Source organism: Thiocapsa marina 5811 (assembly GCF_000223985.1).
GTDB classification, from domain to species: domain Bacteria; phylum Pseudomonadota; class Gammaproteobacteria; order Chromatiales; family Chromatiaceae; genus Thiocapsa; species Thiocapsa marina.
This window is the reverse complement of the sequence record NZ_AFWV01000012.1, coordinates 24853-50646: the sequence shown is the minus strand read 5'-3', so window position 1 is coordinate 50646 and position 25794 is coordinate 24853. Positions and strand designations below refer to the sequence as shown.

General features: G+C 64.5%; 24 protein-coding genes. 8 read left to right on the top strand and 16 right to left on the bottom strand.

Annotation, left to right across the window (positions count from 1 at the left end; genetic code table 11):
- Positions 1-4 precede the first annotated feature (4 nt).
- The gene (locus THIMADRAFT_RS17500) at positions 5-598 is read left to right on the top strand and encodes a Uma2 family endonuclease (RefSeq protein ID WP_007194418.1); all 594 of its coding nucleotides are present in this window, start codon (positions 5-7) and stop codon (positions 596-598) included.
- 144 nt (positions 599-742) lie between these two features.
- Positions 743-1708, top strand: a complete 966-nt coding sequence (locus tag THIMADRAFT_RS17495; protein ID WP_139052889.1) for an NAD(P)/FAD-dependent oxidoreductase — start codon at positions 743-745, stop codon at positions 1706-1708.
- A gap of 199 nt (positions 1709-1907) precedes the next feature.
- Here THIMADRAFT_RS17495 and THIMADRAFT_RS17490 read toward each other — a convergent pair whose 3' ends face one another.
- Complete coding sequence (locus THIMADRAFT_RS17490; protein WP_139052888.1) at positions 1908-2225, bottom strand: hypothetical protein; 318 nt, start codon at positions 2223-2225, stop codon at positions 1908-1910.
- Between the two features lie 232 nt (positions 2226-2457).
- Here THIMADRAFT_RS17490 and THIMADRAFT_RS17485 point away from each other — a divergent pair, with 232 nt between their 5' ends.
- Positions 2458-2892 (top strand): CBS domain-containing protein, encoded by a 435-nt coding sequence (locus tag THIMADRAFT_RS17485; protein WP_007194414.1) that lies wholly within the window; start codon positions 2458-2460, stop codon positions 2890-2892.
- Positions 2893-2939: 47 nt separating this feature from the next.
- Entirely contained in the window at positions 2940-3326 is a 387-nt protein-coding gene (locus tag THIMADRAFT_RS17480; RefSeq protein WP_007194413.1) for a DUF3775 domain-containing protein, read from the top strand.
- 249 nt (positions 3327-3575) lie between these two features.
- On the opposite strand, the gene THIMADRAFT_RS17475 is transcribed toward THIMADRAFT_RS17480, so the two are convergent.
- Positions 3576-4607, bottom strand: a complete 1032-nt coding sequence (locus tag THIMADRAFT_RS17475; RefSeq protein ID WP_007194412.1) for a thioredoxin family protein — start codon at positions 4605-4607, stop codon at positions 3576-3578.
- Positions 4608-4794: 187 nt separating this feature from the next.
- Between THIMADRAFT_RS17475 and THIMADRAFT_RS17470 the strand changes: the two genes are divergently transcribed.
- The gene (locus THIMADRAFT_RS17470; protein ID WP_007194411.1) at positions 4795-5727 is read left to right on the top strand and encodes a sulfurtransferase; all 933 of its coding nucleotides are present in this window, start codon (positions 4795-4797) and stop codon (positions 5725-5727) included.
- Positions 5728-5765: 38 nt separating this feature from the next.
- On the opposite strand, the gene THIMADRAFT_RS17465 is transcribed toward THIMADRAFT_RS17470, so the two are convergent.
- The 7 genes from THIMADRAFT_RS17465 to recC all read right to left on the bottom strand — a co-directional run bounded on the left by THIMADRAFT_RS17465 (position 5766) and on the right by recC (position 19005).
- On the bottom strand, positions 5766-7676 hold the full coding sequence (locus THIMADRAFT_RS17465) for a PhoX family protein (RefSeq protein ID WP_007194410.1): 1911 nt from the start codon (positions 7674-7676) through the stop codon (positions 5766-5768).
- Positions 7677-7779: 103 nt separating this feature from the next.
- On the bottom strand, positions 7780-8097 hold the full coding sequence (gene soxZ, locus THIMADRAFT_RS17460; RefSeq protein WP_007194409.1) for a thiosulfate oxidation carrier complex protein SoxZ: 318 nt from the start codon (positions 8095-8097) through the stop codon (positions 7780-7782).
- 52 nt (positions 8098-8149) lie between these two features.
- Positions 8150-8611 carry a thiosulfate oxidation carrier protein SoxY gene (gene soxY, locus THIMADRAFT_RS17455; protein ID WP_007194408.1) on the bottom strand — a complete coding sequence of 154 codons (462 nt, stop codon included), beginning with the start codon at positions 8609-8611 and terminating at the stop codon, positions 8150-8152.
- Positions 8612-8654: 43 nt separating this feature from the next.
- On the bottom strand, positions 8655-8990 hold the full coding sequence (locus THIMADRAFT_RS17450; protein WP_007194407.1) for a hypothetical protein: 336 nt from the start codon (positions 8988-8990) through the stop codon (positions 8655-8657).
- 279 nt (positions 8991-9269) lie between these two features.
- A complete protein-coding gene (gene recD / locus THIMADRAFT_RS17445) occupies positions 9270-11405 on the bottom strand; it encodes an exodeoxyribonuclease V subunit alpha (RefSeq protein ID WP_007194406.1) in 2136 nt (711 codons plus the stop codon).
- On the bottom strand, positions 11402-15331 hold the full coding sequence (gene recB, locus THIMADRAFT_RS17440; RefSeq protein WP_139052900.1) for an exodeoxyribonuclease V subunit beta: 3930 nt from the start codon (positions 15329-15331) through the stop codon (positions 11402-11404). Before recB ends, recD begins: the two co-directional genes overlap by 4 nt.
- A 32-nt stretch (positions 15332-15363) precedes the next feature.
- Entirely contained in the window at positions 15364-19005 is a 3642-nt protein-coding gene (gene recC, locus THIMADRAFT_RS17435) for an exodeoxyribonuclease V subunit gamma (RefSeq protein ID WP_233490284.1), read from the bottom strand.
- A gap of 323 nt (positions 19006-19328) precedes the next feature.
- On the opposite strand from recC, the gene THIMADRAFT_RS17430 reads away from it, so the two are divergent.
- Complete coding sequence (locus THIMADRAFT_RS17430) at positions 19329-19676, top strand: FUN14 domain-containing protein (RefSeq protein WP_007194403.1); 348 nt, start codon at positions 19329-19331, stop codon at positions 19674-19676.
- Positions 19677-19817: 141 nt separating this feature from the next.
- Here THIMADRAFT_RS17430 and THIMADRAFT_RS17425 read toward each other — a convergent pair whose 3' ends face one another.
- A complete protein-coding gene (locus THIMADRAFT_RS17425) occupies positions 19818-20615 on the bottom strand; it encodes an ABC transporter ATP-binding protein (RefSeq protein ID WP_007194402.1) in 798 nt (265 codons plus the stop codon).
- Positions 20616-20685: 70 nt separating this feature from the next.
- On the opposite strand from THIMADRAFT_RS17425, the gene THIMADRAFT_RS17420 reads away from it, so the two are divergent.
- Together THIMADRAFT_RS17420 and THIMADRAFT_RS17415 are read left to right on the top strand one after the other, a co-directional pair.
- Positions 20686-21021 carry an antitoxin gene (locus THIMADRAFT_RS17420; protein ID WP_233490283.1) on the top strand — a complete coding sequence of 112 codons (336 nt, stop codon included), beginning with the start codon at positions 20686-20688 and terminating at the stop codon, positions 21019-21021.
- Positions 21022-21591: 570 nt separating this feature from the next.
- Positions 21592-22050 carry a coiled-coil domain-containing protein gene (locus THIMADRAFT_RS17415; protein WP_007194399.1) on the top strand — a complete coding sequence of 153 codons (459 nt, stop codon included), beginning with the start codon at positions 21592-21594 and terminating at the stop codon, positions 22048-22050.
- Here the strand turns inward: THIMADRAFT_RS17415 and THIMADRAFT_RS28020 are convergent.
- The 6 genes from THIMADRAFT_RS28020 to THIMADRAFT_RS17395 form a co-directional block, all read right to left on the bottom strand.
- Positions 22042-22383, bottom strand: a complete 342-nt coding sequence (locus THIMADRAFT_RS28020; protein WP_007194398.1) for a hypothetical protein — start codon at positions 22381-22383, stop codon at positions 22042-22044. The genes THIMADRAFT_RS17415 and THIMADRAFT_RS28020 overlap by 9 nt on opposite strands.
- A gap of 369 nt (positions 22384-22752) precedes the next feature.
- Positions 22753-22884, bottom strand: a complete 132-nt coding sequence (locus tag THIMADRAFT_RS28620; protein ID WP_407635154.1) for a DUF4304 domain-containing protein — start codon at positions 22882-22884, stop codon at positions 22753-22755.
- 246 nt (positions 22885-23130) lie between these two features.
- Entirely contained in the window at positions 23131-23577 is a 447-nt protein-coding gene (locus THIMADRAFT_RS26760; RefSeq protein WP_139052887.1) for a hypothetical protein, read from the bottom strand.
- A 118-nt stretch (positions 23578-23695) separates the two neighbouring features.
- Positions 23696-24163: a hypothetical protein gene (locus THIMADRAFT_RS17405; RefSeq protein ID WP_007194397.1), complete on the bottom strand. Its 468-nt coding sequence runs from the start codon at positions 24161-24163 to the stop codon at positions 23696-23698.
- Positions 24164-24202: 39 nt separating this feature from the next.
- The gene (locus THIMADRAFT_RS17400) at positions 24203-24619 is read right to left on the bottom strand and encodes a hypothetical protein (protein WP_007194396.1); all 417 of its coding nucleotides are present in this window, start codon (positions 24617-24619) and stop codon (positions 24203-24205) included.
- 567 nt (positions 24620-25186) lie between these two features.
- Positions 25187-25777, bottom strand: a complete 591-nt coding sequence (locus tag THIMADRAFT_RS17395) for a DUF2796 domain-containing protein (RefSeq protein ID WP_007194394.1) — start codon at positions 25775-25777, stop codon at positions 25187-25189.
- Positions 25778-25794 lie beyond the last annotated feature (17 nt).

Sequence of the window (25794 nt, the reverse complement as noted above, 5' to 3'; positions counted from 1 at the left end):
CGATATGATCACGAGCGCAACCGCACCCCGCCGGGCATCCTCGCTTGCTCGCGTCTTTCGCGTCTCGGTCACGGACTACCACCGCATGGGCGAAACCGGCATCCTCGGACCGGATCTGCGCACCGAATTGATCGACGGGGAGATTGTCGAGATGCCGCCGATTGGACATCCGCACGCCGGTACCGTGAAGCTCCTGGCTAACCTCATGAAAGAAAACCTCGGTCGGGATGCGATCGTCGCGGTGCAGGATCCCGTGTGGCTCGACGATCACAGCGAGCCGCTGCCCGACATCGCCTTGCTGCGCCCGCGCGCGGACTATTATCGCAACGGACACCCGGGACCGGCCGACGTGCTCTTGTTGGTCGAGGTCGCCGACAGCAGCCTGGCCTATGATCGCGAGGTCAAGCTCCCCCGCTATGCGCGTGCCGGGATCCCGGAGGTCTGGCTCGTCGATCTCGCAGGCCGCCGGCTTGCGATCTATCGGCAGCCGACCGCGGACGGGTACTCGGAGATCCGCACTGCAGACGACCTGTCCGCGATCGCCTTGCCGCTTGTTCCCGATGTCCGGCGGACGCTCGATCTCACCGCACTCTTTTAAACCGCGCCCGGCGCGGTATGCGTTGTTTGTTGGATTGGCTTGGCCGCGCCGGCTCCGACAACTGTCCGAGCCGGCGCGGTTTAAGCTCGAAAGGCCTCGGAAATTGCGGGGCGTTGTGCGTCGCGCGGACAACGGGGATCCAGGATGATGGCACGGACAGAGCGCATCGCAGTCGTCGGTGCCGGCATGGCGGGTCTGGCCTGTGCGCGGCGCCTCGCCGATGCGGGCTGCGCGCCGGTGGTCTTCGACAAGGGCCGAGGGATCGGCGGGCGACTGGCGACCCGGCGGACCCCGGATGGTCTGCAATTCGATCACGGCGCGCAATACGTCACCGCGAGCTCCACGGATTTCCAGGCGGTGTTGAAACAGGCTCGGGGCGACGGTGCCGCGGCACTCTGGAACGACGGTGCGCAACGAACGGACCGGCCGCATGTCGTGGGGACGCCGGGCATGACCGGACTGGCCAAACATCTCGGTCGGGGCTTGGATATCCGCCGGGGCATCCAAGTGACGGCACTGCGCCGAGCAGGTCGCGGCTGGACGGTGAGCCTTCCCGAGGAGGAGGCGGACTTCGACCGGGTCGTCGTCACCGTTCCTGCGCCGCAATTGGCCGACCTCCTCGGAAGCGATCACCCGATCTCCCGCGAGGTCGCCGCGGTGCGCCTGGATCCGTGCCTGACCTTGATGGCCGCCTTCGACCACGCTGCCCCGCGACCCTTCATCACCCGCACCGATCCCGAACACCCGCTGGCCTGGATCGCGCAGGACAGCAGCAAACCGGGGCGGCACGCGCCGGCGTGCTGGGTCGCCCAGGCGAGCACGGCCTGGAGCACTGCAAATCTGGAGCTGACCTCCGACGCACTCGTCACGCTCATGCTGCCTATGCTGTGCGACCGCCTCGGCACGGATCCGGCCGCCGTTCGATACGCCGTCGCCCACCGCTGGCGCCATGCCCGCGTCTGCGTGCCGCTTGATCGCCCCTTCGCCCGCGACACATCCGGCACCCTCTACGCGGGCGGAGACTGGTGCCTCGGCCCGCGGGTCGAGGCCGCGTGGTCCAGCGGGGAGGCCATCGCGCAGGACATTGTGAACGCATCGCGTCGGGAGTGATGCCGCATGCGGAGTATCAGTCCGGCGGTCCGCAACGGCCGCAATCCCTCGCGCAGCGGTTCGCCCGGAGCGCCGACGGTGCGATTGGCGCCAGCCCGGGGCAACGCCCCGGGATAAGGATCCCCAACCGTTTCAAGCCCTGAATGGGCGACTCAGACTCGACGCCCAACCGGACGTTTCCGAACCTACCTGATCCTCATCATTCCATCGGGATGCTGCTTTGTTGAAGCTCTGGACTGAACCGGGCCAGATCCTCCTCGCTGACAAGCCCGAGGGTGCGTATGAGCATCAGCCGGAAAGCGGCGTCCGATCGCGAAAGTCCGTCGAAGGCCGCGCCCAGCTTGCGGTCACGCGCATGGATCAGCTCGTAGACCTTGAGGTAGCGCTCGTGCGCGGTCAGTCCCGCGTCGCGGTTGATGGCGTCGACGTCGTCGAGAACATGCTGACAGAACCGCTGCAGGGCGGTTTCTCGAACCTGCTTGAAGACCTTCCAATCGGATTCTCGAATCGTTTTCATGATGGACTCCTCCGCCGCGCTCGACAAACCCGTCGCCTCATGCTTCGCCCGCGACAACTTGTTACCTTTCGATGACCATCTATACTTTAGCAAGACGCTCGGTTTAAAGACGCGTCTCCCGGGGGGCGATGCCTGGCTCAAACGCTCGCGTCGCCAATCGTAAGCTCTGCCGGAGCGCATCGCTACCGGACCTCGGCCAACAAGAAGACACCAAGAAGCGAGGAGATCGATCATGCGTTATCTGAACGTCGGAGAGCTCGTGAGGTCTCAGGAGACGATCAGTCTCGGTCCGCAGTCCTCGGTCCAGGAAGCCGCCGAGCTGATGGCTGCACATCGCGTCGGCGCAATCCCCGTCGTGGACGCGGGGAAACTGGTCGGGCTCTTCACCGAGCGCGATCTACTCAACCGCGTGGTAGCCAAGCGACTTCAGCCGGTTGATGTCCTTCTGTCGGCCGTAATGACCGAACGGCCGATCTCCGTCGAGCCCGGGGTGTCGCTGGTCGAGGGTCTCGGCATTATGTCCGAGAACGGGTTTCGCCATTTGCCCGTGCTGGCCGAGAATCGTGTCCTGGGTGTACTCTCGTGTCGGGATATCCCGCCGGACTACTGGATCATGCGGGACCATTGGATCGCCGCCCGAGAGAAACCGAGTCTCGCCATGCGCTGAGCCTCTCGGCCATTCGACGGGTGGCCTTCAGGCGGAGAAACCGAATCGTGCTGCACATCCCCTTGGACGCGATCTGCGCCATCATCGAGATGGCGCGGGAGTTCCAATCAAAGGAGGAGGTGGTCCTTCCGGATACCCCGTCCAGCCCGACGGAGGACTGGGCCTTGCAGGTCCTGGCCGACCACAGCGATGACTACAGCGTGCAGGCGATGACCGAGGCCATCGGCGAGATGAGCCAGCGCCAGCGCGCCGAGCTGGTCGCACTCATGTGGGTCGGTCGCGGAGACTACGACGTCGAGGAATGGGAGACGGCCGTGGACGATGCGATCGGCGACTACTCCGTGAGGGCCGCCGCCTATCTGCTCGCGCACCCGATGGTCTCGGACGATCTCGAGGAAGGATTGCTCGCGCTCGGATATTCCTGTCAGGAATGAGATACCCCCGGCCGGGAATGAGAAGGACGAGGCGCTGACGGCAAGTCCGCCGATCGACCTCATCGCGACGTCGCGATGCCCTGCAGGCATCCTAAACCGCGCCAGCTCCGACGATCGTCGCGTCTGCCGAGACCGATCCCATCCAACAACATCACATACCGCGCTGGGCGCGGTTTAGCCGCGTGCGGATTCTTGCTCGGTGCGACGGAAGAGGAGCCCTCCGAGCTATCCCCCTCCCAGAGGGCCGCCTCACGGCTGCATCCGCTCGAGCGCCTTCGAGCGTGCAAACCGCTGATAGCTCCACTGCTTCTCGTAGGCGCGCTCCAAGGTATACATGAGCGAGTTCATCATGCGCTGGCGCAGGACCAGGGCATCGGTGCGCAGGACCTCCCGACCGTTCTCGTCGAAAAAAAGCAGGGCCGGTAGGTCCGACATCCCGGTTTCGGCATACCAATCCATCGGCGTCGTCCGTATGCCGTCGGGCCTGAGGACCGGTGTTGTATCGTCCCCGGCATCGAGCCGCACCACCTCGAAATCCGCCATCGGCGCGCGAACCTCGGGCAGCGCCAAGACCTCGCGATGAAAGGAGGCGCAACCGGCACAATCGTCGCTTTCGAAGATCACCAACAAGGGGTGCTGGGCCGGGATACGGCTGCGATCCAGTGCGTAAGGGGGCGAGGCGAAAAGCGGATCGGGCTTGAGTCGGTAGGACGATGGCGCCGCCTCGGACGACGTCGCTCTAACCGCGAGATAGTCGCGAAAGGACTCTTGCCGATATCGGCCGCCGATCAGATAGTCCAGCAGCATCCGGAATCGCTCGGGGTCCTGATAGCCCACCGCTCGGTACAAGCGCTCGCCGCCCTCTCCATAGAAGAGCAAGGTCGGTGCAAAGCCTGCACCCTCGCGCTCGGCGAACGCCTTGACCCGCATCTCGATGCCGTCCGGGGCGATCATCTCCGCGTCGCTGAAGATTTCCAGACCGACGGCGTCGAAGCCGGATCTCAGGGTTTCGGCAATCGCATCGTCTCCCAAACTCCTGCGGATGAATTCCGCGCAGTACGAACAGCCTTCGGTCGTGAACAGCACCATCAGTCCGAGTTTCCCGTCAGTGCGGGCCTCGCCGAGATCGTCGCGCAGATCCAGGAAACTCTCCTTGAACCAATCCGGATAGTCGATGTGCCTCAGGGCCGCGTCCTCGAAGTCGCCGGCCGAGCCCGCCGTGACGGTGGCGAGCCAGAGGATCATGACGGAAAGCGCGTGGCGGGGCATGATGTCGATCATCGTCTCTGTCCGAAGTCATTGGTTTCAAAGCAGTATAGACTCGACCTGCTCGAATTGATCCGGCGTCGTCAATTCATCGTCGAATCGTCGCCTCATGGTCGCCCGTCGTGTCCGCCAGGCTGCTATTGAACATGTAAGCCCGAGCATCCCGCTCGGACGGCTTGTTCAAACAGTCGCGGAGGATAGGATGATGAAACATGTCTTCACTCTGGTTTTCCTGGCGTCTTGGCTGGGGTCGGCCTCGGCAACAACCCCCGGGGCTCTGGTCGATGCGGCCTGGACGGCCGAGAACGCCTGTCGGGAGGATGTGCGCGTTCTGGACATCCGCAGTCTGAAGATCGACGGCGAGTCACGGTCGGAGTATTCGCAGGGTCACATCCCCTGCGCGGTCCATACCGACTATGTCGAGGCTGGCTGGCGGATCAAGAAGGCCGGCGTGCCCGGGATGCTGCCGAGCATCGAGCAGCTCGAGCGGCTCGTCGGCGGGCTCGGGATCGACCGGGCCACCCATGTGGTCATCGCTCCCTTGGGCGAGGATGCAAAAAGCATGGCGGCCGCCACCCGGATCTATTGGACCTTCAAACTCTTGGGCCAGGATCGGGTCTCGATCCTGGATGGCGGCACCCTCGGCTACGCGAAGGAAGACTCCCGCGCCCTGCAAACGGGCGCCGTAACGCCCGTGGCGAAGGACTTCGACGCCCGGCTGCGCCCCGAAATGCTTCCGGACCACGCCGACGTCGCAAAGGCCGCGGCCGATGGTATTTCCCTGGTCGACTATCGCCGAACCGACGAGTTTCTCGGCATCACCAGGAACGGCAAAACGACGCAGCCGGGTACGCTGACGGGGGCCCGCAATCTGCCCTTGGAGTGGCTGACCGTCGACAACGGCGGCAACTTGCGCTCGCCCGAGGCGTTGCGCGAGCTGATGGCCTTGGCCGAGGTCGACCCGGATGCCCCGCAGATCGCCTTCTGCAACACCGGCCACAACTCGAGCCTCGGCTGGTTCGTCCTCAGCGAGATTCTGGGGAATCCGCACGTGCGGCTCTACGACGGATCGATGGCCGAGTGGAGTCGACTCCCGGATCGGCCGGTCGAACGTCGGGTCGCGATCGTCGATTAAACCGCGTCCAGAGTGAAATGCGTCGAGCGCTTGCCTCGTCAGTCGCCAGACGGAAGACGGGGTAGAGCGCCGTCGGCCGTGCCGATATAGCCGATCGCCGCCTTCTTGCGTTGGCCCCACTTGTCGTCGATCTGGCGGAGGACCTCGGCCTTGTCGGCCCCGGTATAGTCCTTGATGTCGTCATCGCCCGGGTGCTGGAAGTTGGCCATGATATAGGCATGGCCGTTGTAGTCGGGCACGGTCAGGCCGGTCACCTCGGCGGCCATCGGCACCGAGAGGATGCGCGAGAGCGCACGCGTGTCGAGGTTAAAGGCCCAGAGGTAGTTGTTGTTGCGCCGACCCGTGTCCTCACCGATCAAGAGGGTGCGGATGGAATCGACATAGACGATGTTGTCCGGACCGCAGATCTTGTCTTGGCTGCAGGCGTTGCCCTCGGCGTCCGTGACGTCCTTGCCGAGCCAGCCGCCCACAAGCTCGGGGATCGGGGCCAGACCGACGCCGACGAAATCACTCTCGACCGGGCTTCCGCCGACATCTCGGCGAGCACGGGCCGTGGGCATCTCGAGGATCATGCCGCCGTCGTTCCGGGCCATCCGAAGATCCCCCAGATCGTCGGCCATACCCGCCTCGACACGGGAGATGACGATGTAGAAGGTCTTGTCCGCCTTGTTGTAGGCGATGTATTCCATCTTGGAGAATTCAGTCGTGGCGCCCATCAGGGCGGCATAGCGACGGGTCTCCAGGAAGGCAGCAGCCTTCTCGGTATCGAATTTGCCGCTTTGCTTGAGCTTGAGCCATTCGTTGCCCGTGTAGGTGACGACCTTGGTATAACTCGGGTCGCCCGGGTCGGACTCGGCGACATCGAAGATGTCGGTGAACCGGATGCCGGCATCCACCAGCGCCTTGATCTCGGCATCGGCGGCATGGCCGAGCCGGACCCAGTCCAGGTTGAAGCGGTCGCCGTCGGCATCGCCGGCCGCGGTGACCTTGGCGGCATAGAGGGTCCCCGCGGACAGATCACCCGCCCGGTCGGCCACGAACATGAAGAGCCCTGTGTTCTTGCCGTCGTCGCCGCCGATCGCGGTTCGATCGTCTTCGGCCAGCATCAGCATTTCCCGGGCGTAGCGCCCCGGGGCATAGTGCTTGACGACGGCGGCGGACCCGTCCGGCGCCACGCTCACCTCGGGAACCAGCCCGTAATGATACGGGTTGGCCGTATCCGGGTCGCCGAAGTACTCGCGGCTGAAGCTCGCAATGTCGGTCTTGTCGTCCGAGCCCTCGGCCTTGTTCCCTCCGCCGCGGACCTTGGCGTCCGGCTCGTACTCTTCCGATCCGACATGGGTGTTCCAAGCGGAGAGCGTGGAACCGCAGTGGATCCATCCCCCTTTCACGTCGGAGAAATCGATCGTTCGATACGCTTTCGCCGCCAGCAGTCCCGTCTCCTTGTCCTGATCGAGCAGAGTGAGGCCCATGGCGGCGGGTAATTTGGACCAAAAGGATCCGCTGCTGATGCCGTCGTTCGGCGGGAGCCCGCGATACTCGAACTGGGTCACCATCGCCAGCGGATTGCCGCTGGAGCCGGGAACAACTAACCCCTCGATCTGCATCAGAGAGGTTCCGTCCGGGCTGTCGGAGGCCAAGGGTCCGTCCCGGTCGGTGATCGGCTCGCCGGCCGCGTTCCAGAGGCCGCCCACCACCGAGTCGCCGACCCGGTCGGTGGTGGCGAAGATCGAGCGATAGACCAGCGGGTGCTCGCTGCTGACGCCATCGGAGCAGGTCATCCGCATGGTCGCACGCGTGTAGACGTCGGCCTTCTCCGCGGCGGTGACCGGCGGCGGCATCCCGATGAAGTCGACCCTTGTCGGGACCGAGGATCCGTCGGGGCAGGCGCCCGACACCGGTGCAGCGACGATCGACGCGAGTGTAAAGACGAGGAACGGGCTACGCATGGAGACCTCCGAGAATGGATGAAACCTTGAGCGTAGATACTATCCTCCGGCGTCCTCGCCCGGGTTGCCATGAGATGACAGCTTCCGGGCAGGTCGATCGAGATCAATTGACGACGGTCTCGAGCGCGCCCGTGATCTGCTGGTTGTCCGTCCAGCGAACGGTCAAGGTATCGCCCGTCTCCCCCTGTTTGACGACGAATGACAGGAAGGGATTCGTCGAGATGCCCCAGCCCCAGTCGAGGGTCAGCACCGGCTTGCCGTTGTGCTCGCAGACCACCTCACGGATGAAATGGCGCGGGATGAGCTCGCCGGTGGCGGGATCCTTGCGGCTTCCGGTCTCCATGGGGTGATTCAAGATCACCTTGACCAGGATCGCGCCGTCCTTGAGTTTTGCTCGAATCCTACCGAGATCAGCACGCATGACTGCCTACCTCCATCGCTCTGTATCGCATTCGCCGAGTTTGGCGTTTGCCCTACCCGCCACATCCGCCCGCGGTGACTTTGACGGCCCGCGTGGCTCGATAGAGCCTGCCATCGGACTCGACCAGCGCGATGAGAGTGGCGCTCTGGCCCATCTTGACTCGAACCGATAGGGTGGGCTCGACATCAGGCGTGAATCGAGCGCGCGCCAACAAGGGGAACGGATTGCCGTCGGAAAGCAATGTCAGGGTCTTCGGATCGGGGAGATCGATCACGACCTGAACCGGAACCACGCGGCCGTTCTCGGCGATGTCCGGCGCGGTCACGGCGATCCGATCCGAATCCTCGACGGGGGTATCGGCAAAAAGCAGCCGCTCGGCCTCGGAGAGGTCCTCGAGGTAAAAGGCGGCCTTCGGCCAAGCCGCCATGACCGCTTCGGGTTGCAAACCGATGGCGGTCATGGCGACCCAGGGGGCGGTCGCCAGACCGCCTTTGATCAGGTTTCGTCGTTGCATCGCAGCGCCTCGAGCTGGCAAGAGATCGGTGATTCGGCCCTGCTCAGCAGCCGTCGTCTTCCGTTGCAACCACGCCGGTCTCCGGGTCTTTTACAAGCGCGCCGGTGTCTTCCGTCTTCCGGGTCCGGATGAACATCATGTGCTCGACACGATCGAACTCTTCGTCCATTGCGCGCCGCACGTCGATGTCACGTAATCCTTCGTAGATATAGATCCGTCCGCTGGACTCGGCCGCAAGCTCGGTCTCGGTCGGATCAAAGAGGCGTCGTAGCTCGATCTCGGACACGTCGACCGCTGCACCCGTCACGGGCGCGAGGCAACAGACTCCGAGCAGTGAATGCATCAGCGCGCCGGCGCTGATGAGGTGGGTTCGCTTCATGGTCATCGGCTCCGATTGGTTGGATCGGCCTCGACACGGAACGAGTCCGTGGTCGTGGCCCTTGGCCAATGCGGGCGCATGCAGCGTTGTCGTTGTCGTTGTGGTGCCGAGTGGGCGCTCGCTCCGAATCCGGGCGCCTTCCAGGGTGAAGCCGTTGCGTCCAGCGCCGATCCGGGTGCTTCAATGACCCGAATCGACGGTCCTGTTCAGTGCCCGTTGCGTATAAGCCTAGTCCGTTTCTGGGACTTTTAGGGTGAATATGTCACATCGGGACTGTGATCATCCCTGCCCCATCAACCCGCTCGCCCGCAGCACCCGCCTCAGCACGGCCTGTTCCAGCGCCTGATCCCCGCCTGGCTGCACCAAGGTCAGGTGGGCACGTGCGCGGGTGATGCCGGTGTAGAGCAGCTCGCGCGTGAGGATGGGGCTGAGTGTCTCGGGCAGAACAAGCGCGGCATGGCTGAATTCGGATCCCTGGGATTTGTGGACGGTGAGCGCGTAGACGGTCTCGACCGCCTGGAGGCGACTGGGGAGGATCCATTTGATGCCGTCCTGGCCGTCGCCGGCGGGGAAGGCGACGCGGAGCGTCCGGTCTCGCTCGCCGGGTGCGGGGCGGGTCAAGGTGATACCGATGTCGCCGTTCATGAGCCCTAGGCCGTAGTCGTTGCGGGTGATCAAGACGGGGCGGCCGAGATACCAGCCGCTGCTGGCCGGGATGAGCCCCGCGTCGTGCAGCAGATCGGCAATGCGCTGATTGAGCCCCTCGACACCCCAAGGTCCGCGCCGCACTGCGCAGAGACATTGGAAGGCGCCGTGAGCCTTCAGGACGGCGCGGGCCCAGGCATCGTAGGCGGATGGGTCGGCGTCGCATGCGGGTTGGCCTGCCCGCACGGTCTCGAGGTAGTGGCGGTAACCCTGTCGGGGGGTTCGGGCGTCGGCCTGCGAGCACTGCCCTGCATCGCGGCCCTGCGGATCGACCGACGAGGCCGCGGCACCCTCGATCACCAGGGACCGGAAGGCCGCATCCTCGGTGCCGTTAAGCGCGACCATGGCGAGGTCGGCATAGCCGCGCGTCCAGATGGCGCGGACCTTGTCCGGATCGCCTGCATTGACCGCTTCGGCGAGTTGACCGATACCGCTGTCGGCCGAGAACCGGTGGCTATGTCGAAGCATGACGACCGACTGATCAAGCGCAGTGCCTTCGGGATCGACGAGGCCCGAGGGGATATGCTCGCCGGTCGCGCGCTCCAGCCAGTCCCGGGTGCTCGGGGTGTAGTGGCCTTCGCGTGCACGACCGCACAACTCCCCCAGTACGGCACCGGCCTCGACCGAGGCGAGCTGGTCCTTGTCGCCGAGCAGGATGAGACGTGCATTCGCCGGCAGGGCGTCGAGGACGGCGGCCATCATCTCCAGATCGACCATGGATGCCTCGTCGATGACCAGCACATCGAGCGCCAGCGGGTTGCCGGCATGGTGGCGCAGGCGGCGGGTGTCGGGGCGACTGCCGAGCAGGCGGTGGAGCGTGCTCACGGTGACGGGGATAGCGGCGCGCACGGCCTCGCCGTTCGTCAGGTCGGCGAGCGGCAGGTTTGCGACCGCGGCTGCGATGGACTCGTTCAGGCGGGCCGCGGCCTTGCCGGTGGGTGCCGCCAGGCGGATACGCAGTGCGCGCTGCGGCCGTCGAACACCGGCCTGGTCCGGTGGCGGCTCGACGAGCGCAAGGGCCTGCAGCAGTGCCAGGAGTCGGACCACCGTCGTGGTCTTTCCGGTACCGGGACCACCGGTGATGATACTGAAGGCGCTGCGGGCGGCGAGCGCGCAGGCGAGCTTCTGCCAGTCCGCCGTTTGGTCCGATGTCCGGGCGGGCGGGAAGAGACGCTCGAGCACCGGGCGCATCACCGCAATCGGCAGGGCACTCTGAAGCGCTTGCGAACGCGCCGAGCGGTCGTCTATACCGGCCCGCACGGCCTGCTCGTAGCGCCAATAGCGGCGCAGATAGAGGCGCGGGCCGTTCAGGACCAGCGGTGTGTCGCCGACGCCTCGACCGACCAGATCGAGATGGTCGAGCGCTGCCTGCCAGTCGTGCAGTGTCAGTCCGCCCAGCACTTCTGCGGGGTGCGGCGGGGTGTCCGTCTCCGCGGTGTCGGCACCCTCGGGGGGCAAGGACAGTGCGAAGGTCGGATCCTTCAGCGTCGCCTCCAGATCGAGACAGGCGTGGCCGCGACCGAGCTGATGGCTGGCCAGCGCCGCGGCAAGGATCAGCAACGAGGGCGCATCCGGCACCTCGCGGCGGAGAAAATCGGCGAAGGCGACATCGAGCGCACGCAGCCAGTCGTGCTCTGCCCAGCGTGCGAGGAGTGTGTCCATTTGCTGCACTTCAGCCTTTGCGGCTCGCATGCTCGGATCCTTGCTCATGCGCTTCCCTCCTCCGCCTTGCGCGCAAAGCAACGATCCAATGCCTCGATCAGCTCGCGCGGCGGACGCTCGGTGTGCAGCCCCCTGCTCGGCGACTCGATGCCGCGCAGGAAGAGATAGACGGCACCGCCGACATGGCGGTCGTAGTCATAGTCCGGCAAGCGGGCCTTCAGCAGCCGATGCAGCGCGAAGAGATAGAGAACGTATTGGAGCTCGTAGCGCGCATGCAGGATCTCGGCGCGCATGGCCTCCGGGGTGTAGGCGGCGGCGTCCGGGCCGAGCCAGTTGGATTTGTAATCGGCCATGTAGTAACGGCCCTCGTGCTCGAAGACCAGGTCCATGAAACCCTTGAGCATGCCGTTGAGGATATTGGCTTGGAGCGTCGGACGGGGCGCGCCATCGAGGGTGTAGATGCAGACCAGCCGGTCGATCTCGCGCGTGTCGGCGCGGTGTGCGGCGAGCCAGAACTCCATCTCGGGCACGGCGCCGGTCAGGTCGACGAGACGCAAGGCGGTGGCCGGAAGCGCGCCCATCGCGGGCACCGGCAACGGCGTTTTCAGGAAGGACTCCAGCCAGTGCGTGAGCGGATCGATCCATCGGGACCAGCCGCGCACCTGGCACCGGCGAGCGACGGTGTCGCGCAGTCGCACCGGATCGGCGGCGGTCTCGGCGAAGCTCGGGGCGGCGGCCCATTCCAGGAGATCGTGGAGGAAGGTGCCGGCCTCCGGCCCGCGGGGGAAGGCGTGGATGGTTCCGGCGGCGGGCAGTCGATCGCTTGTGTCCTTGCTCGATATCGAAGCGGACAGCTCGGCGCCCGTGGCGGCCGTCTGCGTGGCCTGCATCTCCCGAAATCGATCCTCTGTCGGGGTATCGGCGGGCGTATGGGGAGGCCCATCGGCAGGGATCACGGGCCGCTCCGGGGCATCGTCGGCGGCGGTGCGCAGGGCCGAATAGCTGGCGATCCACCAGGGCTCGCGCACGACCCGGGCCGATGTGCGCGCCGGCCCGAGACCGCGCGGCGGACCGGCCGGGACGAAGCGGTCCCGTGATGCATCGGCCGGGGCATCGGGAGAAGGCTCGAACGCCTCGACCACGGCAATCGACGCACAGTCGCCGCGCAGGTCCTCGAGTGCCTGCGCCAGGCCATCGGGCGCAAGGACGGCGTCGCCGCCCAGCAGATACCCGAAGGCACCGCGCTCGAGATCCGCCAGCGGCGCAAGGCCCACCCAAGTGGCATGGCGGGCACGGGTCAGGGCGACATAGAGCTTGCGCAGATCCTCGCCCAGACGCTCGTGGTCGGCCCGTTTCAGGATCTCCTCATCTGCACAGAGGCCGAGCTGCAGCCGGCCCTGCGCGTCGTGCCATTTGAGCGGGAGGTCGTCTTTGCTGGCCTGCCGATGATCGGCCGCGAACGGCAGGAAGACCAACGGGTACTCAAGCCCCTTGGATTTGTGCACCGTCACCACCTGCACCAAATCGGCATCGCTCTCGAGACGGATCTGGCGGGCATCGCCACCCGCGCCGCGGCCCGCATCCCGGCACTGCTCGGCGAGATGGCGGATCAGCGCATGCTCGCCGTCGAGCAGGACACTGGCCTGTTGCAGCAGCTCGGCCAGATGGAGCAGATCGGTGAGGATGCGCTCGCCGTCGAACCCCGAGTCCGACCCCGGCCTCGACTCGGATGCAAGCAGCCGCGCCGGGACCTCGAAATCGTTGAGCAGGCGACGCAGCATCGGCAGGACGCCTTGCCGGCGCCAGGTGTCGCGATAGGCGCGGAACTGGAGCACGCGCGACTCCCAGGCGATCTCGTCGTGATTGAGACGATCGAGCTCCGACCAGCTCAGGCCGAGCGTGGCGGTCGCCAGCGCGGCGCGCAGCAGGCCCGCGTCGTCGGGCTCGGCACAGGCGGCCAGCCACTGTTGCAGCTCGCCGGCCTGCGGGCTTTGGTAGACCGAGTCCCGATCGGAGAGATAGACGCTGCGCACGCCGCGTCGGGCCAGGGCGCGGCGGATGATCGTCGCTTCGTTGCCGGTGTTGACCAACACGGCCAGATGCGCCGGGCGCAGCGGCTTGGGTGCACCGTCGCCGACGAAGGCCGCGTGCCCGGTCTGCCCGAGGTTGAGCAGCCGCACCATTTCGGCGGCACACACCTCGGCGATCCGAGTGCGATAGGCGTCCTTGCTCAGCGCCTTGCCGGGGACATTCGGCGGCAGCCAGCAGGCGGTGAGCGCCGGCAGCGGTTCGCCGTCGATCTGCAGCGTGTCCTTGCGCCCTTTCGCGTCCGCCGTGATAAAGGGCACCGGATTGTCCGCCCGGGTCCCTGCAATCGTATCGTTGTCGTTGTCGTTGTCGTTGTCGCTTCGGAAGAGGAATGCGCCGGCCCCGGTCTCGCGGTTCTCCGCCACCTCGAAGCAGCGGTTGGTCGCGGCGACCATCTCCGGGGTGGAGCGGTAGTTGCGCTTCAGGGTGTAAAGGCGGCCCGCGCAGTCCCGGCGGGCGGCGAGATAGGTGTAGATGTCCGCCCCGCGAAAGGCATAGATCGCCTGCTTGGGGTCGCCGATGAGGACGAGCGCGGTCGCGGGGTCGTTCGCCGCGACCCGGTAAACGGCATCGAAGATGCGGTACTGCACCGGGTCGGTGTCTTGGAACTCGTCGATCAAGGCGACGGGGAACTGGCGCCGGATGATCTCGGCAAGGCGCTCGCCGTTGGGGCCTTGCAGGGCGGCATCGAGGCGCGTCAGCAGGTCGTTGAAGCCCATTTGGGCGCGGCGGGTTTGCTCGGCGGCAAAGCGTTCGGCGACCCAGCGTGCCGCGTGGCGCAGGAGGGCCGAGCGTGGGATGGGCAGATCGGCCAGTGCGGGTTTGAGGTCGGCGATCGCCTGAAGTCCGGGATGAGCGGGAGGCTGTTCGCCCTTCGCCCAGGCATCGGCAAGACCCGCGGGCGTGAGACGCTCCCAGCCGGCCTTGAGATCGAGCGACTCGGCGGCGGGGTCGGCAGCCCAGTCCCGTAGCGCATTCAACCAGCTGCTGTAGAAACGTTTTTGCAGCTTGGCGCGCTTGTTGTCGACCGCGTCATCCAGAAGCGCCTCAAGCTCGTCCGCCCAGCTCGCCCAAGGTGCCTTGAGCTCGGCGAGACGATCCGCCTTTTCCTTGCGGACGGTCTCGAGTGCGACGGCCGGCTCCGCCGCGGGGTCGAGTCGATCGGCATGCTCCACGAGCGGTCGGATGGACCCTTGCAGCGCCTCCGGACCCGACCACCACTGACGCATCTCGGCGACCGACTCGGCATCGAGCGGGATCATGAAGGTCCGCCAATAGTCGCGCACCACCTCGGCGAGCAGATCGCTCTGATCGGTCTCCAAGGTCTGGGTGAAGTGGCTGTCGCTGTCGAAGGCGTGCTCGCGCAGCATCCGATTGCACCAGCCGTGGATCGTCGAGACGGCGGCCTCGTCCATCCATTCGGCGGCCAGCTGGAGCTTGCGTGCGCAGGCCGGCCACTGTTCGGGCCGATAGTCGGCGCGCAGGTCGTGCAGCGGATCCTCCCCCGCGGGGCGCGCGGCGATGCCCTCCGGCTCGGCACGGAAGACCGTCGCGGCCTCGGCCAGGCGCGCGCGGATGCGGTCGCGCAGCTCGCGCGTAGCGGCATCGGTAAAGGTGACGACCAGGATCTCGGGCGGGGTAAAGGCTCGGGGTTCTGTCTCCGGTGCGGCTCGGGGCGCGCCATCCGATGTGTCGTGCGGCACCCCGTGGCCGAGCACCAAGCGGACATAGAGTGTCGCGATGGTGAAGGTCTTGCCGGTGCCGGCACTGGCCTCGATCAGGCGGCTGCCGCAGAGCGGAAAGCGCAGCGGATCCAGCGAATCTGACCATGTGGGTCGAGCCTCGGCCCGACGAGAGATCGGTTCGATCTTCGCCTGATCGGACATCACCGTCGTTGTTGTTCGGCCGTTTGCGTGACTCATGCGGCGGCTCCGGTCGCTTGCGGTACGGCGGGCCGGTCCGGCTTCTTCTTGTCGTCGGCATGCATCGCGGTATAGAGCGGGCGCAGCAGGCGCTCGGCCAGCCGGGTGAATTCACCGCTCGCGCAGAGTGCGTCGAAGTCCGGGTAGGCGCGCGCGAGATAGGGATCGGTCGCGACCTCACCCGTATTCATGTAGCCACCCTCGTAGGTCGTACGGGCCTTCGACGCGTCGCCGGCCTTGAGCCACTCGAGCGCGGTCTTCGCCGCCAGCGGGAGCGGGCGGCACATGCCCTCCTGCCAGGCCGCCAGGAGTGCGGTCAGATGCGCCTTCGCATGCTCGACCGGCAGTGGCTTGAGCTCGACGTCGCGAACCTTGCTCAGAACCAGCGTGGTGAGGGGTCCTCCGGCCAGATGCAGGGCCAGATGCGCGACCCAGTGACGGATGAGCTTCTCGCCGCGGTAGTGGCCGTTCTTGACCAGGTCGCTCGCCTCGATGAGCACACGTCCTCGAAGGCCCTCGGCGTCGGTGCGAATGCCGCCGATCCAGTCCGCCAGCTCGGGCACGGGCTCCGAGAGATCGGCTTGAACCCGGATCTCTTCTTCGTCCTCGCTCGGGTTTGGCCATCGGTCAAGGGCGGTTTGGTAGCGCACGAAGAGATCGTCCATCGGTGCGACCAGATCCGCTGCGACGGCCTCGCCGAAGCCACCGGGCGCGAGATCCCCACGTCGGCGGACCCGCTCGAGCCGGGTCTCGCGCGCCGCGACGATCGGCTCGCCGCGCGCCAGTGCCTGCGCTTGGATCCGGATCAGCTCGTCTTGCAGCTGCCAGCGGGCGAGCGGCTCGAGCGTGAAGGGCTCCTGATCCTCGCTCGTCGGATCGTCGGATTCGAAGAGGACGCCGAGCCGCTGACGGAAGAATGCCTTCACCGGGGATTTGAGGAGGTCGACGAGATCGCGAAGCGCGAGCGGCTCGTCGCGTGTCAGCGGCGGCAATGCGGTCGCCGGCACTTGCGTCGCGGCATCCGGGCGACGCGGTTGCGCGGCATCGAGGGGGCGCCACTCGCGGGCATAGGTGAAGAAGGGTGCGCGCTCCGGGTTCTGCGGGAAATAGTCCGGGCTGAACGGCTGAAGCGGATGCTCGAGCGTGAGCGCGTTCAAGAGGGCCTGACCCGGATCGATCGACGAGGCATCCTCGGGCTCCGCGGTGTCGCGCGCCAGCCGCCAACCCGCGGCAAGGTGATCGCGCAGCTGGGCGACCAGCACCGAGGGCGGCCGCACGCCGTTGTCGGTAATGCTGCGCCCGACCCAGGAGATATGCAGATGGTCCCGCGCCGAGAGCAACGCTTCGAGAAAGAGATAGCGGTCGTCCTCGCGCCGCGAGCGATCGCCGGGTCTGTAGTCGCGCCCCATGAGGTCGAAGTCCATCGGGATTCGGGTGCGCGGGTAGTCACCGTCGTTCATGCCGAGCAGGCAGACGTGGCGGAAGGGAATGGCCCGCATCGGCATCAGTGTCGCGAAGGTGACCGCGCCGGCGAAGAAGCGTTGCGACAGACCGCCGTCGTCGAGCTGCGAGAGCCAATAGTCGCCGACGACCGAGAGGGGCAGCTCCTCGGCAAGCGCGGCCTCGTCGCACGCCTCCTGCCAGCCTTGCAGGGCGGTGTCGAGCTGCATGAGGGTGAAGGCCTCGCCGTTGTCGGCGGCGTCGAAGAAATCCGCCATCAGCGTGCGCAGACGCGTGCACCAGTCGGCGACGGTCGCGGGCTCGCAGAGGGTCCGCCAGGTCGCATCCAGACGATCGACCAGTTGCACGAGCGGACCGAGAAGGACCGCATCGAGACCGCCGATCTCCTCGAACGGCTCGATCCCCTGCCATGCGCCGTCGTCGTCGGCGGTGCCGACCGCATAGCCGAGCAGCATCCGGCGCAGACCGAACAGCCAGGTGTGTTGGGCCTGCGCGTCGGGCCGGGTCGGCAGATCCAGGCTCGCGCGTTGCTCGGCGTGCAGGCCCCAGCGGATGTTGGCGCCACGGATCCAGCGGTGGAGCCTCGGAAGGTCGGCCTCCGCGACGCCGAAACGCCGGCGCAGGGCCGGGGCTTCGAGCAGATCGAGCACGTCGCTGACCGCAAGACGCGATCGAGGCAGCTCCAGCAGCTTCTCCAGAGCAGCGATCAAGGGCTCGGTCGCACGCTGTCCCTGATCCGCGACGCTGTAGGGGATGTAGCGCGGGTCGTCGCGATCGATCAGACCGAACACGGCCTGGATGTGCGGCGCGTAGGTGTCGATGTCCGGCACCATGACGATGATGTCGCGCGGGGTCAGGGTCGCATCGGTATTGAAGGCCGCGAGCAGGACGTCGTGCAGGATCTCGACCTCACGCTGGGGACTGTGGGCGATGTGAAAGCGGATCGAGTTATCGCCCGACGAAGGCACCTCAGGCCAATGCGTACGTGTCTCCTTGAGCGGACGCAGATCGCGGATGTCGTCCTGGAGCTGTGCGAGCAGCGAGCCGGCCTCTCCCGATGAATCGAACAGGTCGATCCGCTGGCCGATGGCCTTGAATCGCGCGAAATAGCCCTCCCGAGCCGCCTCGTCGTCGTGCTCGTCGAGCAAGCCGATGAAGTCGCGGCCTTGCTTGCCCCAGGCCGCAAGCAGCGGCTGTGCGTGCAGATGCATGTCCTCCTCGGAGAGATCCCTCGGCATGCCGCCGCGGCGGCGCTGACGGCTGCGCTCGGCGCGCAGCAGATCCTTGTCGGCGACGATGTCGGCCCAGTGGTGCTCGCAGGGGTTGTGGACGCACATGAGGACCTGGCTCCAGCGCGCCATCCCGGCCAGAACCTCCAGGGATTGACGCGGCAGACTGGAGATCCCGAAGACCATGACCCGACGCGGCAGGCCGAGCGGGTGCACATCTTCCGGGAAGTCGGATACTCGGCGCAGGAATGCCTCGTGGACGCCCGCGCGACCGATCCCGGCCCACTGCGCCCTGCCCTCGCCGCCCGCCTTCACGGCCTCGGCCGTCACATCCGCCCGCAAGGCACGCCAGAGTCCCGACTGCCAGCGCTGCTCTTCGGGCAGAGGGACGCGGGCTCCGCGTGCCTCGATCAGCACGTCCTCGCCGTTGCCCCAGGCGGCAAGCCAGTCGGCGCGGTAGACCTGATACTGGTCGTAGAGATCCGCCAGACGTTCGGCAAGCTGAAAGCGTTTGCGCAGGTCGGCATCTGTCTGCAGAAAGCGCCGCAGCGGCAGGTACTCCGGCTGCGCCAACAGCTCGGGCAGGAGCCGCATCAGGCGCCAGACCAGACGGGACTTATCGAAGGGCGAGATCTCCGGGACCGCGTCGGCGCCGAGCACCGCCCGGTAGACACGCCAGAGGAAACGCGCCGGCAGCGAGATCTCGAGTGCCGCGGCGATCCCGAGGCCCCGCTCGCCCGCGGCACACGCCCCCGAGCCCGGATCGGCATCGGCAGCGAGCGCAAGCTTCAGCCACTGCGCAATGCCGTTGCTCTGCACCAGAACGATCTCGTTCTCGAGCGGGGCCAACGGATACCGCGCCATCCATTCCACCAGAAGATCGCGCAGATCTTCGGGGCGGTTGCCGTGGACAAGCATCAGGCCGGGTGTGAGGGCGCTTGTGGTCACGTCGAGCTCCATGCAACGGTGAACCTAGTGTGAACGGCGCTCATTGTGCGCGAAGGACGGCCGAAGCGCACCCGCCGCCCGCATCGGGGCAGGTCAGGCCCACCGCGGCCCCGCGGGCGCGGGGCGTGCAATGCGCCGAAACATCCGCGGGCGCTCGGTATACACTAGCGGAGCGGTGCAGAGATTCCGAGCACGTTGTCGTCGTTGTCGTATCGATACTCGATGGCGACAACGAGGGGTCTCGACTCGTCTGCCGTGCTGCAATAGCGGCTTGCCGACGCGCGCCGACCCGACCTTCTTCCGCCTCGTTGCCGACAGACCCGATGGATCATCTCGCAGTAGACACCGCACCGGCGGACTCCGCCGGACTCTTCAACGAGACCTTCTTCCTGAAGCTCGGGTTCTCCTTCATGGTCGGGCTGGCGCTCGGATTCGCGCTGAAGATGGCCTTCAAGCTCGTGCTGTTTGTCGTCGGGCTGCTCCTGCTCGGGGTCTTTGCCTTGCAGTATGTCGGCATCCTGGACGTGAACTGGTCCGGCCTCGAGGTCCACTACGACGGCTGGGTCGACTGGCTCGGGGTCAATGCAGGCGCCTTCTTCGACTTCATCGGCGGCAACCTGACGAGTGCGGCATCCTTCACGGCAGGCTTGGTGATGGGCCTCAAGCTTTAGCGATGTAGGGTGTGGTGACGAAGGACCCGCACCGATGTGCGGTCCCGTCGTCGCACGGTGCGGTTCCTTCGTCACCGCACCCTACCCGTGAGCGGACAGGCTTGGCGACGGGCCCCAAGCCCAACCCGAGGCTCGGATCGCTCAGTCGCCGAACGGCTTCGAGCCAAGGGCGCGATTGATCTCGGCGAGACGCACGGTGCGATCGAACAAGGGCTCGAGCGCCGCATCGTGACTCACGAAGATCAAGGTCATCCGGGTCTCGGCACATTCCCGAAACAACAATCGGATAAAGGCTTCGCGGCGGTCCGAATCGAGCGCGGAGGTCGGCTCGTCGGCGATCAGGATCTCGGGGGAGCCCATGAGCGCACGCGCCGCGGCGACACGCTGCTGCTGCCCGACCGAGAGCTCGGTCACGGACCGCTTCGAGCGCGCGGGCTCGGCCATGTCGAGATGGTCGAGCAGGCGCAACGCCTCCTCCTCCAGACACCGCGTAGGACGCCCGCCGCAGTCGATGCGCTCGAGCACACGCGCGCGACGTAGCCGCGAAAAGCGACACGGCAAGGTCACGTTCTCGACCAGCGACAGATAAGGGATCAGATTGAACATCTGAAAGACATAGCCGACATGGTCGGCCCGGAAATGATCGCGCTTAACGGCACCCATGCGCTCCAGCGGCTGCCCGAGGATGCGCAGGCTCCCCTGCTCGGCCTTGACCACGCCGGCCAGAAGACTCAACAGCGTGGTCTTGCCGCTGCCGCTCGGTCCCTCGATGAAGACACGCTCGCCCCGCGCGATCTCGAGGCGCTCGATACCAAGAACGACCGGCGCCCCGCGTCGCCATCGGAAGGCCAGATCACGGATCGCGATGACCGGAGACGGGTTCCCCCCGGGTTCCCCAAGGTTCCCCCGGGATCCCAACGTCCCAACCGAGAGGGTCATGTGCCAACTCCCCAGACGAATTTTACAGAGCGGTCCTTGGATGTCTGGGTCAAGGATACTCGGAGTGGGGATGTTTCAGTTGACGCCTTCACCGGAATCACGCGGCAGTGCTCGATCACGGCTTCAAGGCTCAATGATTGCAACCGCCAAGATCCGCTCCACAAAACACCGACAGACAGTGCAGCTTCCTCCGGGGTTCGAGCTCGCCGCGGCCGAGGTATGGATCCGCAAGGATGAGACAACCGGCGAGATCATCCTGACCCCCAAGGCGGCTGGCCCCAATTCCGACGGGCTGCAATCGCTGTTCAGCCTGCTGGACGAGGCGCCCCTGCCCGCAGATTTTCTGTCGGAACGGTGGAATCCGGTCGAGGTGCCACGCAACCCGCTGGAAGACTGGTCGACATGATCCGTTACCTCATCGATACGGACATCTCGAGCTATTTCCTCAAAAAGCGCCATCCATCGCTTGATCGGCGGATGCGGGCGGCCTTGATGGCAAACGCGGTCGGGATCTCCGCTGAACCGCCTCCAATCGATCCTGTTCGGGAGCCACAGCCCGCGAAGGACCGAGCCTGACTTCTGGCTAAAGAGGGACCAGGAAAGCAGAGCTTCTCGAACCGAGTGACCAAGCTCCGCTTGGAAACTAAGGACGAGAAAGGAAGACGGCGTCGAAGCGAGAAACGTGAAAAAACGGACCAGGCTCGAATGGCACGACTGCTACCGCTCAGAAATACCCATTAGGAGGGAACAGGGTCTGGTCTTGGCAAGAGGCAAGACCAGACCCTGAACCCCGACCCGAAGCCCGCGGATGATCTCCTCGGCAGAGGCAAGTACGGGTCATCGGCCGTGTTCTGTGGCGCGCCGGCGCCATCTGAGCGCGAACGGCCAAACAAGTGTCGAATCCGTTAAACCGCCGCCTTGCCGGCACGTACACCGGGTGGCATAGTCATGGCAAGCGGATCAACAGAATCATCCCATGAGCTCAAGTGTCGCCCTCTATGACGCACTGACCAGCGCACCCGACGATCGCGCCCGCGCGCGCGTCATCGCCGAGGCGTTCGAACGTCTCGAAGAGCGTTATCCCCATCTCCCGGACCTCGCCACGCAGGGACATGTGCGCGAGTCTGAGTTGCGGCTGCAAAAGGAAATCGAGCAAGTCCGGGCTGGGCTGCGCGAGACCGAGCTCCGATTAAAGAAAGACATCGAACAATTACGCGCCGAGCTTAAGGCGGACATCGAGCAATTACGCGCCGAGCTCAAGGCGGACATCGAGCAAATCCGTGCCGATCTACAAACAACCGAGTTGCGTCTGCTCAAGGAGATCGAGCAGGTCCGTGGCGAAATCACCCGCACCAAACTCGATCTGCTCAAGTGGATCGTCCCGCTGATGCTCGCCCAGGTCGCGGCCATCGCCGCGCTCGTGAAATTACTCTGAAAAGTCGCTCGCAACGGCGGAGCGTTCACGGCGCCGTGTCGAGCGCTCAGGGCGTTGTTCATATTCCGGCTGTTGATACAAAGATAACGGGATGGTCCGCACCGCTCCTCCGCCGAACCCCGCGCCGACGCGTTCGGCAAAGGCCGCCGGGTTCTCCTGCTCCTCGCGCAAAGCCTTACGAATGGCGTCGTTGACGATCTCCGACAGACTGCGACGGGCGCTCGCGGCCTTGAGCCGGAGTACCTGATGTCGCGCAGGCTCCCGATAAAGTGTCGAGCGAACGGACGGACTGTTCATAGATGCCACTAAGACGTTTAGACGTTTTAGCGTCATCGCAGAGGACACCTTCTCGAAGGTCGTTCCTCTCCGAGCCAAGGACGCGGGTCTCGCCGAGATCACGTACCTGAGAAGCCGGCTCAGGCCGGCGGTCAAAGCCAGTATCGCTGACCGAGACGCTCCACGGCCCGGTGGTCGAGGTACAGATCCATCCTTGTTTTTCTCCTTTTGGACAGGCCGCTTTTGGACCCGACCGAGACCCGGCGATCGCGATCCGATCGCCCGCATCCCAGTCAGACCCAACGTCAATGCTCGCGCAGCAGATCGCGGTCGCCACCGCCGTCGTGATCCTGCTCCGAAAGGCATCCCCTCGCGCCACCGATCGATGGCGTCACGGCTCCTCCGATGGAAGGTGCGGTTCGTCCCTCACCGCACCCTACGCGCTTGAATGCAATTCCCCACATCACGATGCCATGTGGCCCCAGACTTCCTGAAACCATGATTCTTCAGGACAGGCTTGAGAATGCCTTCAAGATGTTTCTTTTCGGGAGATGCCATGGATCTTGTTGCCGAACGTCACCCATAAGACGGGCCATACTGCGCTCTGACAACACTACAGGATTGCTCTGAGTTCGATGCGCAGTATGGCCTCGGCTTGATGGGCGTGTTAGGCGATTTCTTCCTCTTCATTTATCCGTGCGAGCTTCCGGAGTTAGATACACTGTCCACGGAACTCTGAACTCTGGAACTCTGCGAACTTTGTCCCCGAAACTCGACCATCTTCTATCTCCCATTTGCTCCGCTTCATCCTTCCCCGAACTTCGGCCTCTGGCTACTTACCTTTTTGTATTTACCAGTCGCTGTTACGTTGTGCCCAAATGGACAAGTTCCCTCTTGCCTCACTACCAGTTTCTCCTCTCCAAATGTCATTATAATCGTGCAATCCTCTTCGCCTTCCTCCGGCTTAAAGACGGCTGTATCCTCCTCTATGAATGCTATTCCGCTACCGTATCCCGTGTTGGCGTCTGGTCCTGCCGCTGTCCTGTATTCATATATTCCAAAAAATTCTACCTGAAGCCGCTGCTTTCCTAGTGCCCAGACTTTGAAGGTGCTGCTCCTATCTCGCCAAGTTCCGTTGACTTGAGCTGCCGTAACAATCTTCTGCCCGGAAGGGGAGGCTAAAGATAATTGCGGGAAAGTTGAAAATAAAAACGTGACCCAAGACAGAAATAGAATATGAACGATTTTCATTTTTCCTCCGAACAAACCGATTCGCGCATCAGTGGAAGGCGTCTAACGTTGAGCGCAGCCCGCGCCTCGGAGCAGCCTGAGCGAAGCGAAGGCTGCTCCGAGGCGTCGGGCTGGCGCGCTAGTTAGCCGTTTGCTGGACGAGACGCTGAATTGCATGTTCAAACCTGTACGCTTCCAGTGATGAGAGATTCTTCGCGGACACATTGATTCCCCATTCTGGTTTGGACTTTTTGTTCTCGTACACTCGATTGACGAAAATCCCATTTTCCTGATTCCACGTCTCTGAGGGTATAAGGTACAGTGCTGGCTCAAGTCCGTCGTTAAGAAGCGCGAGTGCGAGATGAAGCTCTTCCCTCAATAGAAACTTGTCCTTGCGCATGAACACGTAACCGGATTGACGCAAAGACTTGACTTGTATTTCGATGAACGGCCCTGAATCGTACCTTGCGACGAAATCGATTCCGCGGTCGTCAACTTCCGTACCGTAGACCTGGAATCCGTACATCGTGAATTCCATTTTCACAAAATACTCAGCAAATGCGCCGACTTGTTGCTTGTTCAGGGCGCTCCATTGAAATCTTGCCATGGGTAGATGAGGCTCGCTCGCCGAGCAAATGGTTGTTTATTAAGATGCCCCATGGCCGAAACCGATCCTATGCCAAGCCTCCTTGAAATCCGGGGTGTCGTAAGCGGACGGCTGAAGCCAAAATGATACGCGACCATCCTTCTCGCCTCGATGGGCAAGACTCTTGACTTCTTCTGGCACGAGAACAAACGAAACAGGCTCGGCGGATACGTTATTGATTATCAGCCAGTAATCTCCCATGACCTTTTCGAGGCTAGTCCCGAGCGGTACCGGATTTCTTTTGGTAAGGGTCTTAACCTGGACACCAATAAATTCGGTTCCTGTTTTGTTGTAAGCGATGATATCGATGCCTCTAGCATTTCTCGCGGTGGGCATCACGTTCCAACCCATCCGGGACAGCATGTAGCATGCGTAGTACATTCCTATGTTGCCGGTGACTTGTGGTTCTAGCTTCATGCAGTAGTTTGTAGGTCAAGAGTTGATTAGGCAGAATCTGTCTATCTCAGTCGGGACAGATTCTGCCTAGCCGATGCCCGGCCGACTCGCACAGCATCGCGATTCGTATACACCCTCCTCATACACGGCACCCGGCGGGAAGACGCTAGCAGATGGGAGACGCGCACACAACAACCGCGAGCGCAGTCGATCGTTTTCGGGAGCGGCTCATTGATCTAGCTCGAAAAAAGGGGGTCCAGGGCCAGGACACCGCCGTGCGATGGAATGTCCGTCATGGGGAGCGCGACTTGAAGGCGCTTTCCGGCAAACGCCTCGCCGAGCGTACGCGCAAGGCTGTGACCAGCTATCTGGAGCCGTTGGAGAGGATACGCGGCACGCGGGGTCGGAGCTTTCCTTTTGCCCGAAAGGACAGACGAACCAACGCCGAAATCCCGGAGCCGACGCAGCACAAAACGCTTCGCTCGATGATTAAGAATCTCTCTCACCTAAACCGCGCCGACTCCAGCAGCGTTTGTCGCGCAGCGTCTCGCCGCACCTGAAACCGTCCGGCGCAACACCGGGCGCGGTTTAGAGCGGCACGAAGGTCACGACGGGGTTACGCGGGGTCAGCTCCGCCCCACCCTGCCCCTCCGCGGTCACGTACTGAAACAGGACGCGCTCCAGGGCCGGAAAGCCGGAGAAGAGTCCGAGCGCGGCCGAGCCAAGCGCTTCGGGTCTGTCGCAGGCGAAGCTGTAGACGACATGGAAGTCCGCGTGCCCGTCCTTCCCGTGATCGGAGTCGTGATCGTGCTCCGCCCCGGCGCTGTAGCCGGGATCGGCGAACGCGGCATCGATCTCGGCACTCTCCAGCCGGCAACCGGCCTCGATGTTGAGGCGGATCATGGCATCGCCGGCCTCTAGGTTTTTCTTGGCCATCGCGATGATGGCACGTTCGTCGTCGGTTCGCGGTGCACGTTCGAAACCGATCAGGCTGGCCGCTGGACTGGTCAGCTCGACGAGGACCTCGTCGCCCTCGGCGGCAAGCGTCATGTGGGCCATCCCGTGGACATGGGCGCCCTGACGACGCTGTCCGGTGTCTTCGGCCGGGGCACTCGCGACGGCGAGACACATCATGACTGCGGCCAAGGAGGCGACATAGGTGGTGTGGTTTCGATTCATATTGTCTGCTCTATGGC

What these genes read in the sequence shown, in the direction of transcription:
- THIMADRAFT_RS26760 (WP_139052887.1), bottom strand. Translation starts at nt 23,577, where the DNA reads ATGAAAATCGTTCATATTCTATTTCTGTCTTGGGTCACGTTTTTATTT.
- THIMADRAFT_RS17395 (WP_007194394.1), bottom strand. Translation starts at nt 25,777, where the DNA reads ATGAATCGAAACCACACCACCTATGTCGCCTCCTTGGCCGCAGTCATG.
- THIMADRAFT_RS17450 (WP_007194407.1), bottom strand. Translation starts at nt 8,990, where the DNA reads ATGAAGCGAACCCACCTCATCAGCGCCGGCGCGCTGATGCATTCACTG.
- THIMADRAFT_RS28620 (WP_407635154.1), bottom strand. Translation starts at nt 22,884, where the DNA reads ATGGCATCTCCCGAAAAGAAACATCTTGAAGGCATTCTCAAGCCTGTC.
- THIMADRAFT_RS17415 (WP_007194399.1), top strand. Translation starts at nt 21,592, where the DNA reads ATGAGCTCAAGTGTCGCCCTCTATGACGCACTGACCAGCGCACCCGAC.
- recB (WP_139052900.1), bottom strand. Translation starts at nt 15,331, where the DNA reads ATGTCCGATCAGGCGAAGATCGAACCGATCTCTCGTCGGGCCGAGGCT.
- THIMADRAFT_RS28020 (WP_007194398.1), bottom strand. Translation starts at nt 22,383, where the DNA reads ATGACGCTAAAACGTCTAAACGTCTTAGTGGCATCTATGAACAGTCCG.
- THIMADRAFT_RS17490 (WP_139052888.1), bottom strand. Translation starts at nt 2,225, where the DNA reads ATGAAAACGATTCGAGAATCCGATTGGAAGGTCTTCAAGCAGGTTCGA.
- THIMADRAFT_RS17405 (WP_007194397.1), bottom strand. Translation starts at nt 24,163, where the DNA reads ATGGCAAGATTTCAATGGAGCGCCCTGAACAAGCAACAAGTCGGCGCA.
- THIMADRAFT_RS17465 (WP_007194410.1), bottom strand. Translation starts at nt 7,676, where the DNA reads ATGCGTAGCCCGTTCCTCGTCTTTACACTCGCGTCGATCGTCGCTGCA.
- recD (WP_007194406.1), bottom strand. Translation starts at nt 11,405, where the DNA reads ATGAGCAAGGATCCGAGCATGCGAGCCGCAAAGGCTGAAGTGCAGCAA.
- THIMADRAFT_RS17470 (WP_007194411.1), top strand. Translation starts at nt 4,795, where the DNA reads ATGATGAAACATGTCTTCACTCTGGTTTTCCTGGCGTCTTGGCTGGGG.
- THIMADRAFT_RS17475 (WP_007194412.1), bottom strand. Translation starts at nt 4,607, where the DNA reads ATGATCGACATCATGCCCCGCCACGCGCTTTCCGTCATGATCCTCTGG.
- THIMADRAFT_RS17400 (WP_007194396.1), bottom strand. Translation starts at nt 24,619, where the DNA reads ATGAAGCTAGAACCACAAGTCACCGGCAACATAGGAATGTACTACGCA.
- THIMADRAFT_RS17495 (WP_139052889.1), top strand. Translation starts at nt 743, where the DNA reads ATGATGGCACGGACAGAGCGCATCGCAGTCGTCGGTGCCGGCATGGCG.
- THIMADRAFT_RS17420 (WP_233490283.1), top strand. Translation starts at nt 20,686, where the DNA reads ATGTTTCAGTTGACGCCTTCACCGGAATCACGCGGCAGTGCTCGATCA.
- THIMADRAFT_RS17430 (WP_007194403.1), top strand. Translation starts at nt 19,329, where the DNA reads ATGGATCATCTCGCAGTAGACACCGCACCGGCGGACTCCGCCGGACTC.
- soxY (WP_007194408.1), bottom strand. Translation starts at nt 8,611, where the DNA reads ATGCAACGACGAAACCTGATCAAAGGCGGTCTGGCGACCGCCCCCTGG.
- THIMADRAFT_RS17485 (WP_007194414.1), top strand. Translation starts at nt 2,458, where the DNA reads ATGCGTTATCTGAACGTCGGAGAGCTCGTGAGGTCTCAGGAGACGATC.
- soxZ (WP_007194409.1), bottom strand. Translation starts at nt 8,097, where the DNA reads ATGCGTGCTGATCTCGGTAGGATTCGAGCAAAACTCAAGGACGGCGCG.
- THIMADRAFT_RS17500 (WP_007194418.1), top strand. Translation starts at nt 5, where the DNA reads ATGATCACGAGCGCAACCGCACCCCGCCGGGCATCCTCGCTTGCTCGC.
- THIMADRAFT_RS17425 (WP_007194402.1), bottom strand. Translation starts at nt 20,615, where the DNA reads ATGACCCTCTCGGTTGGGACGTTGGGATCCCGGGGGAACCTTGGGGAA.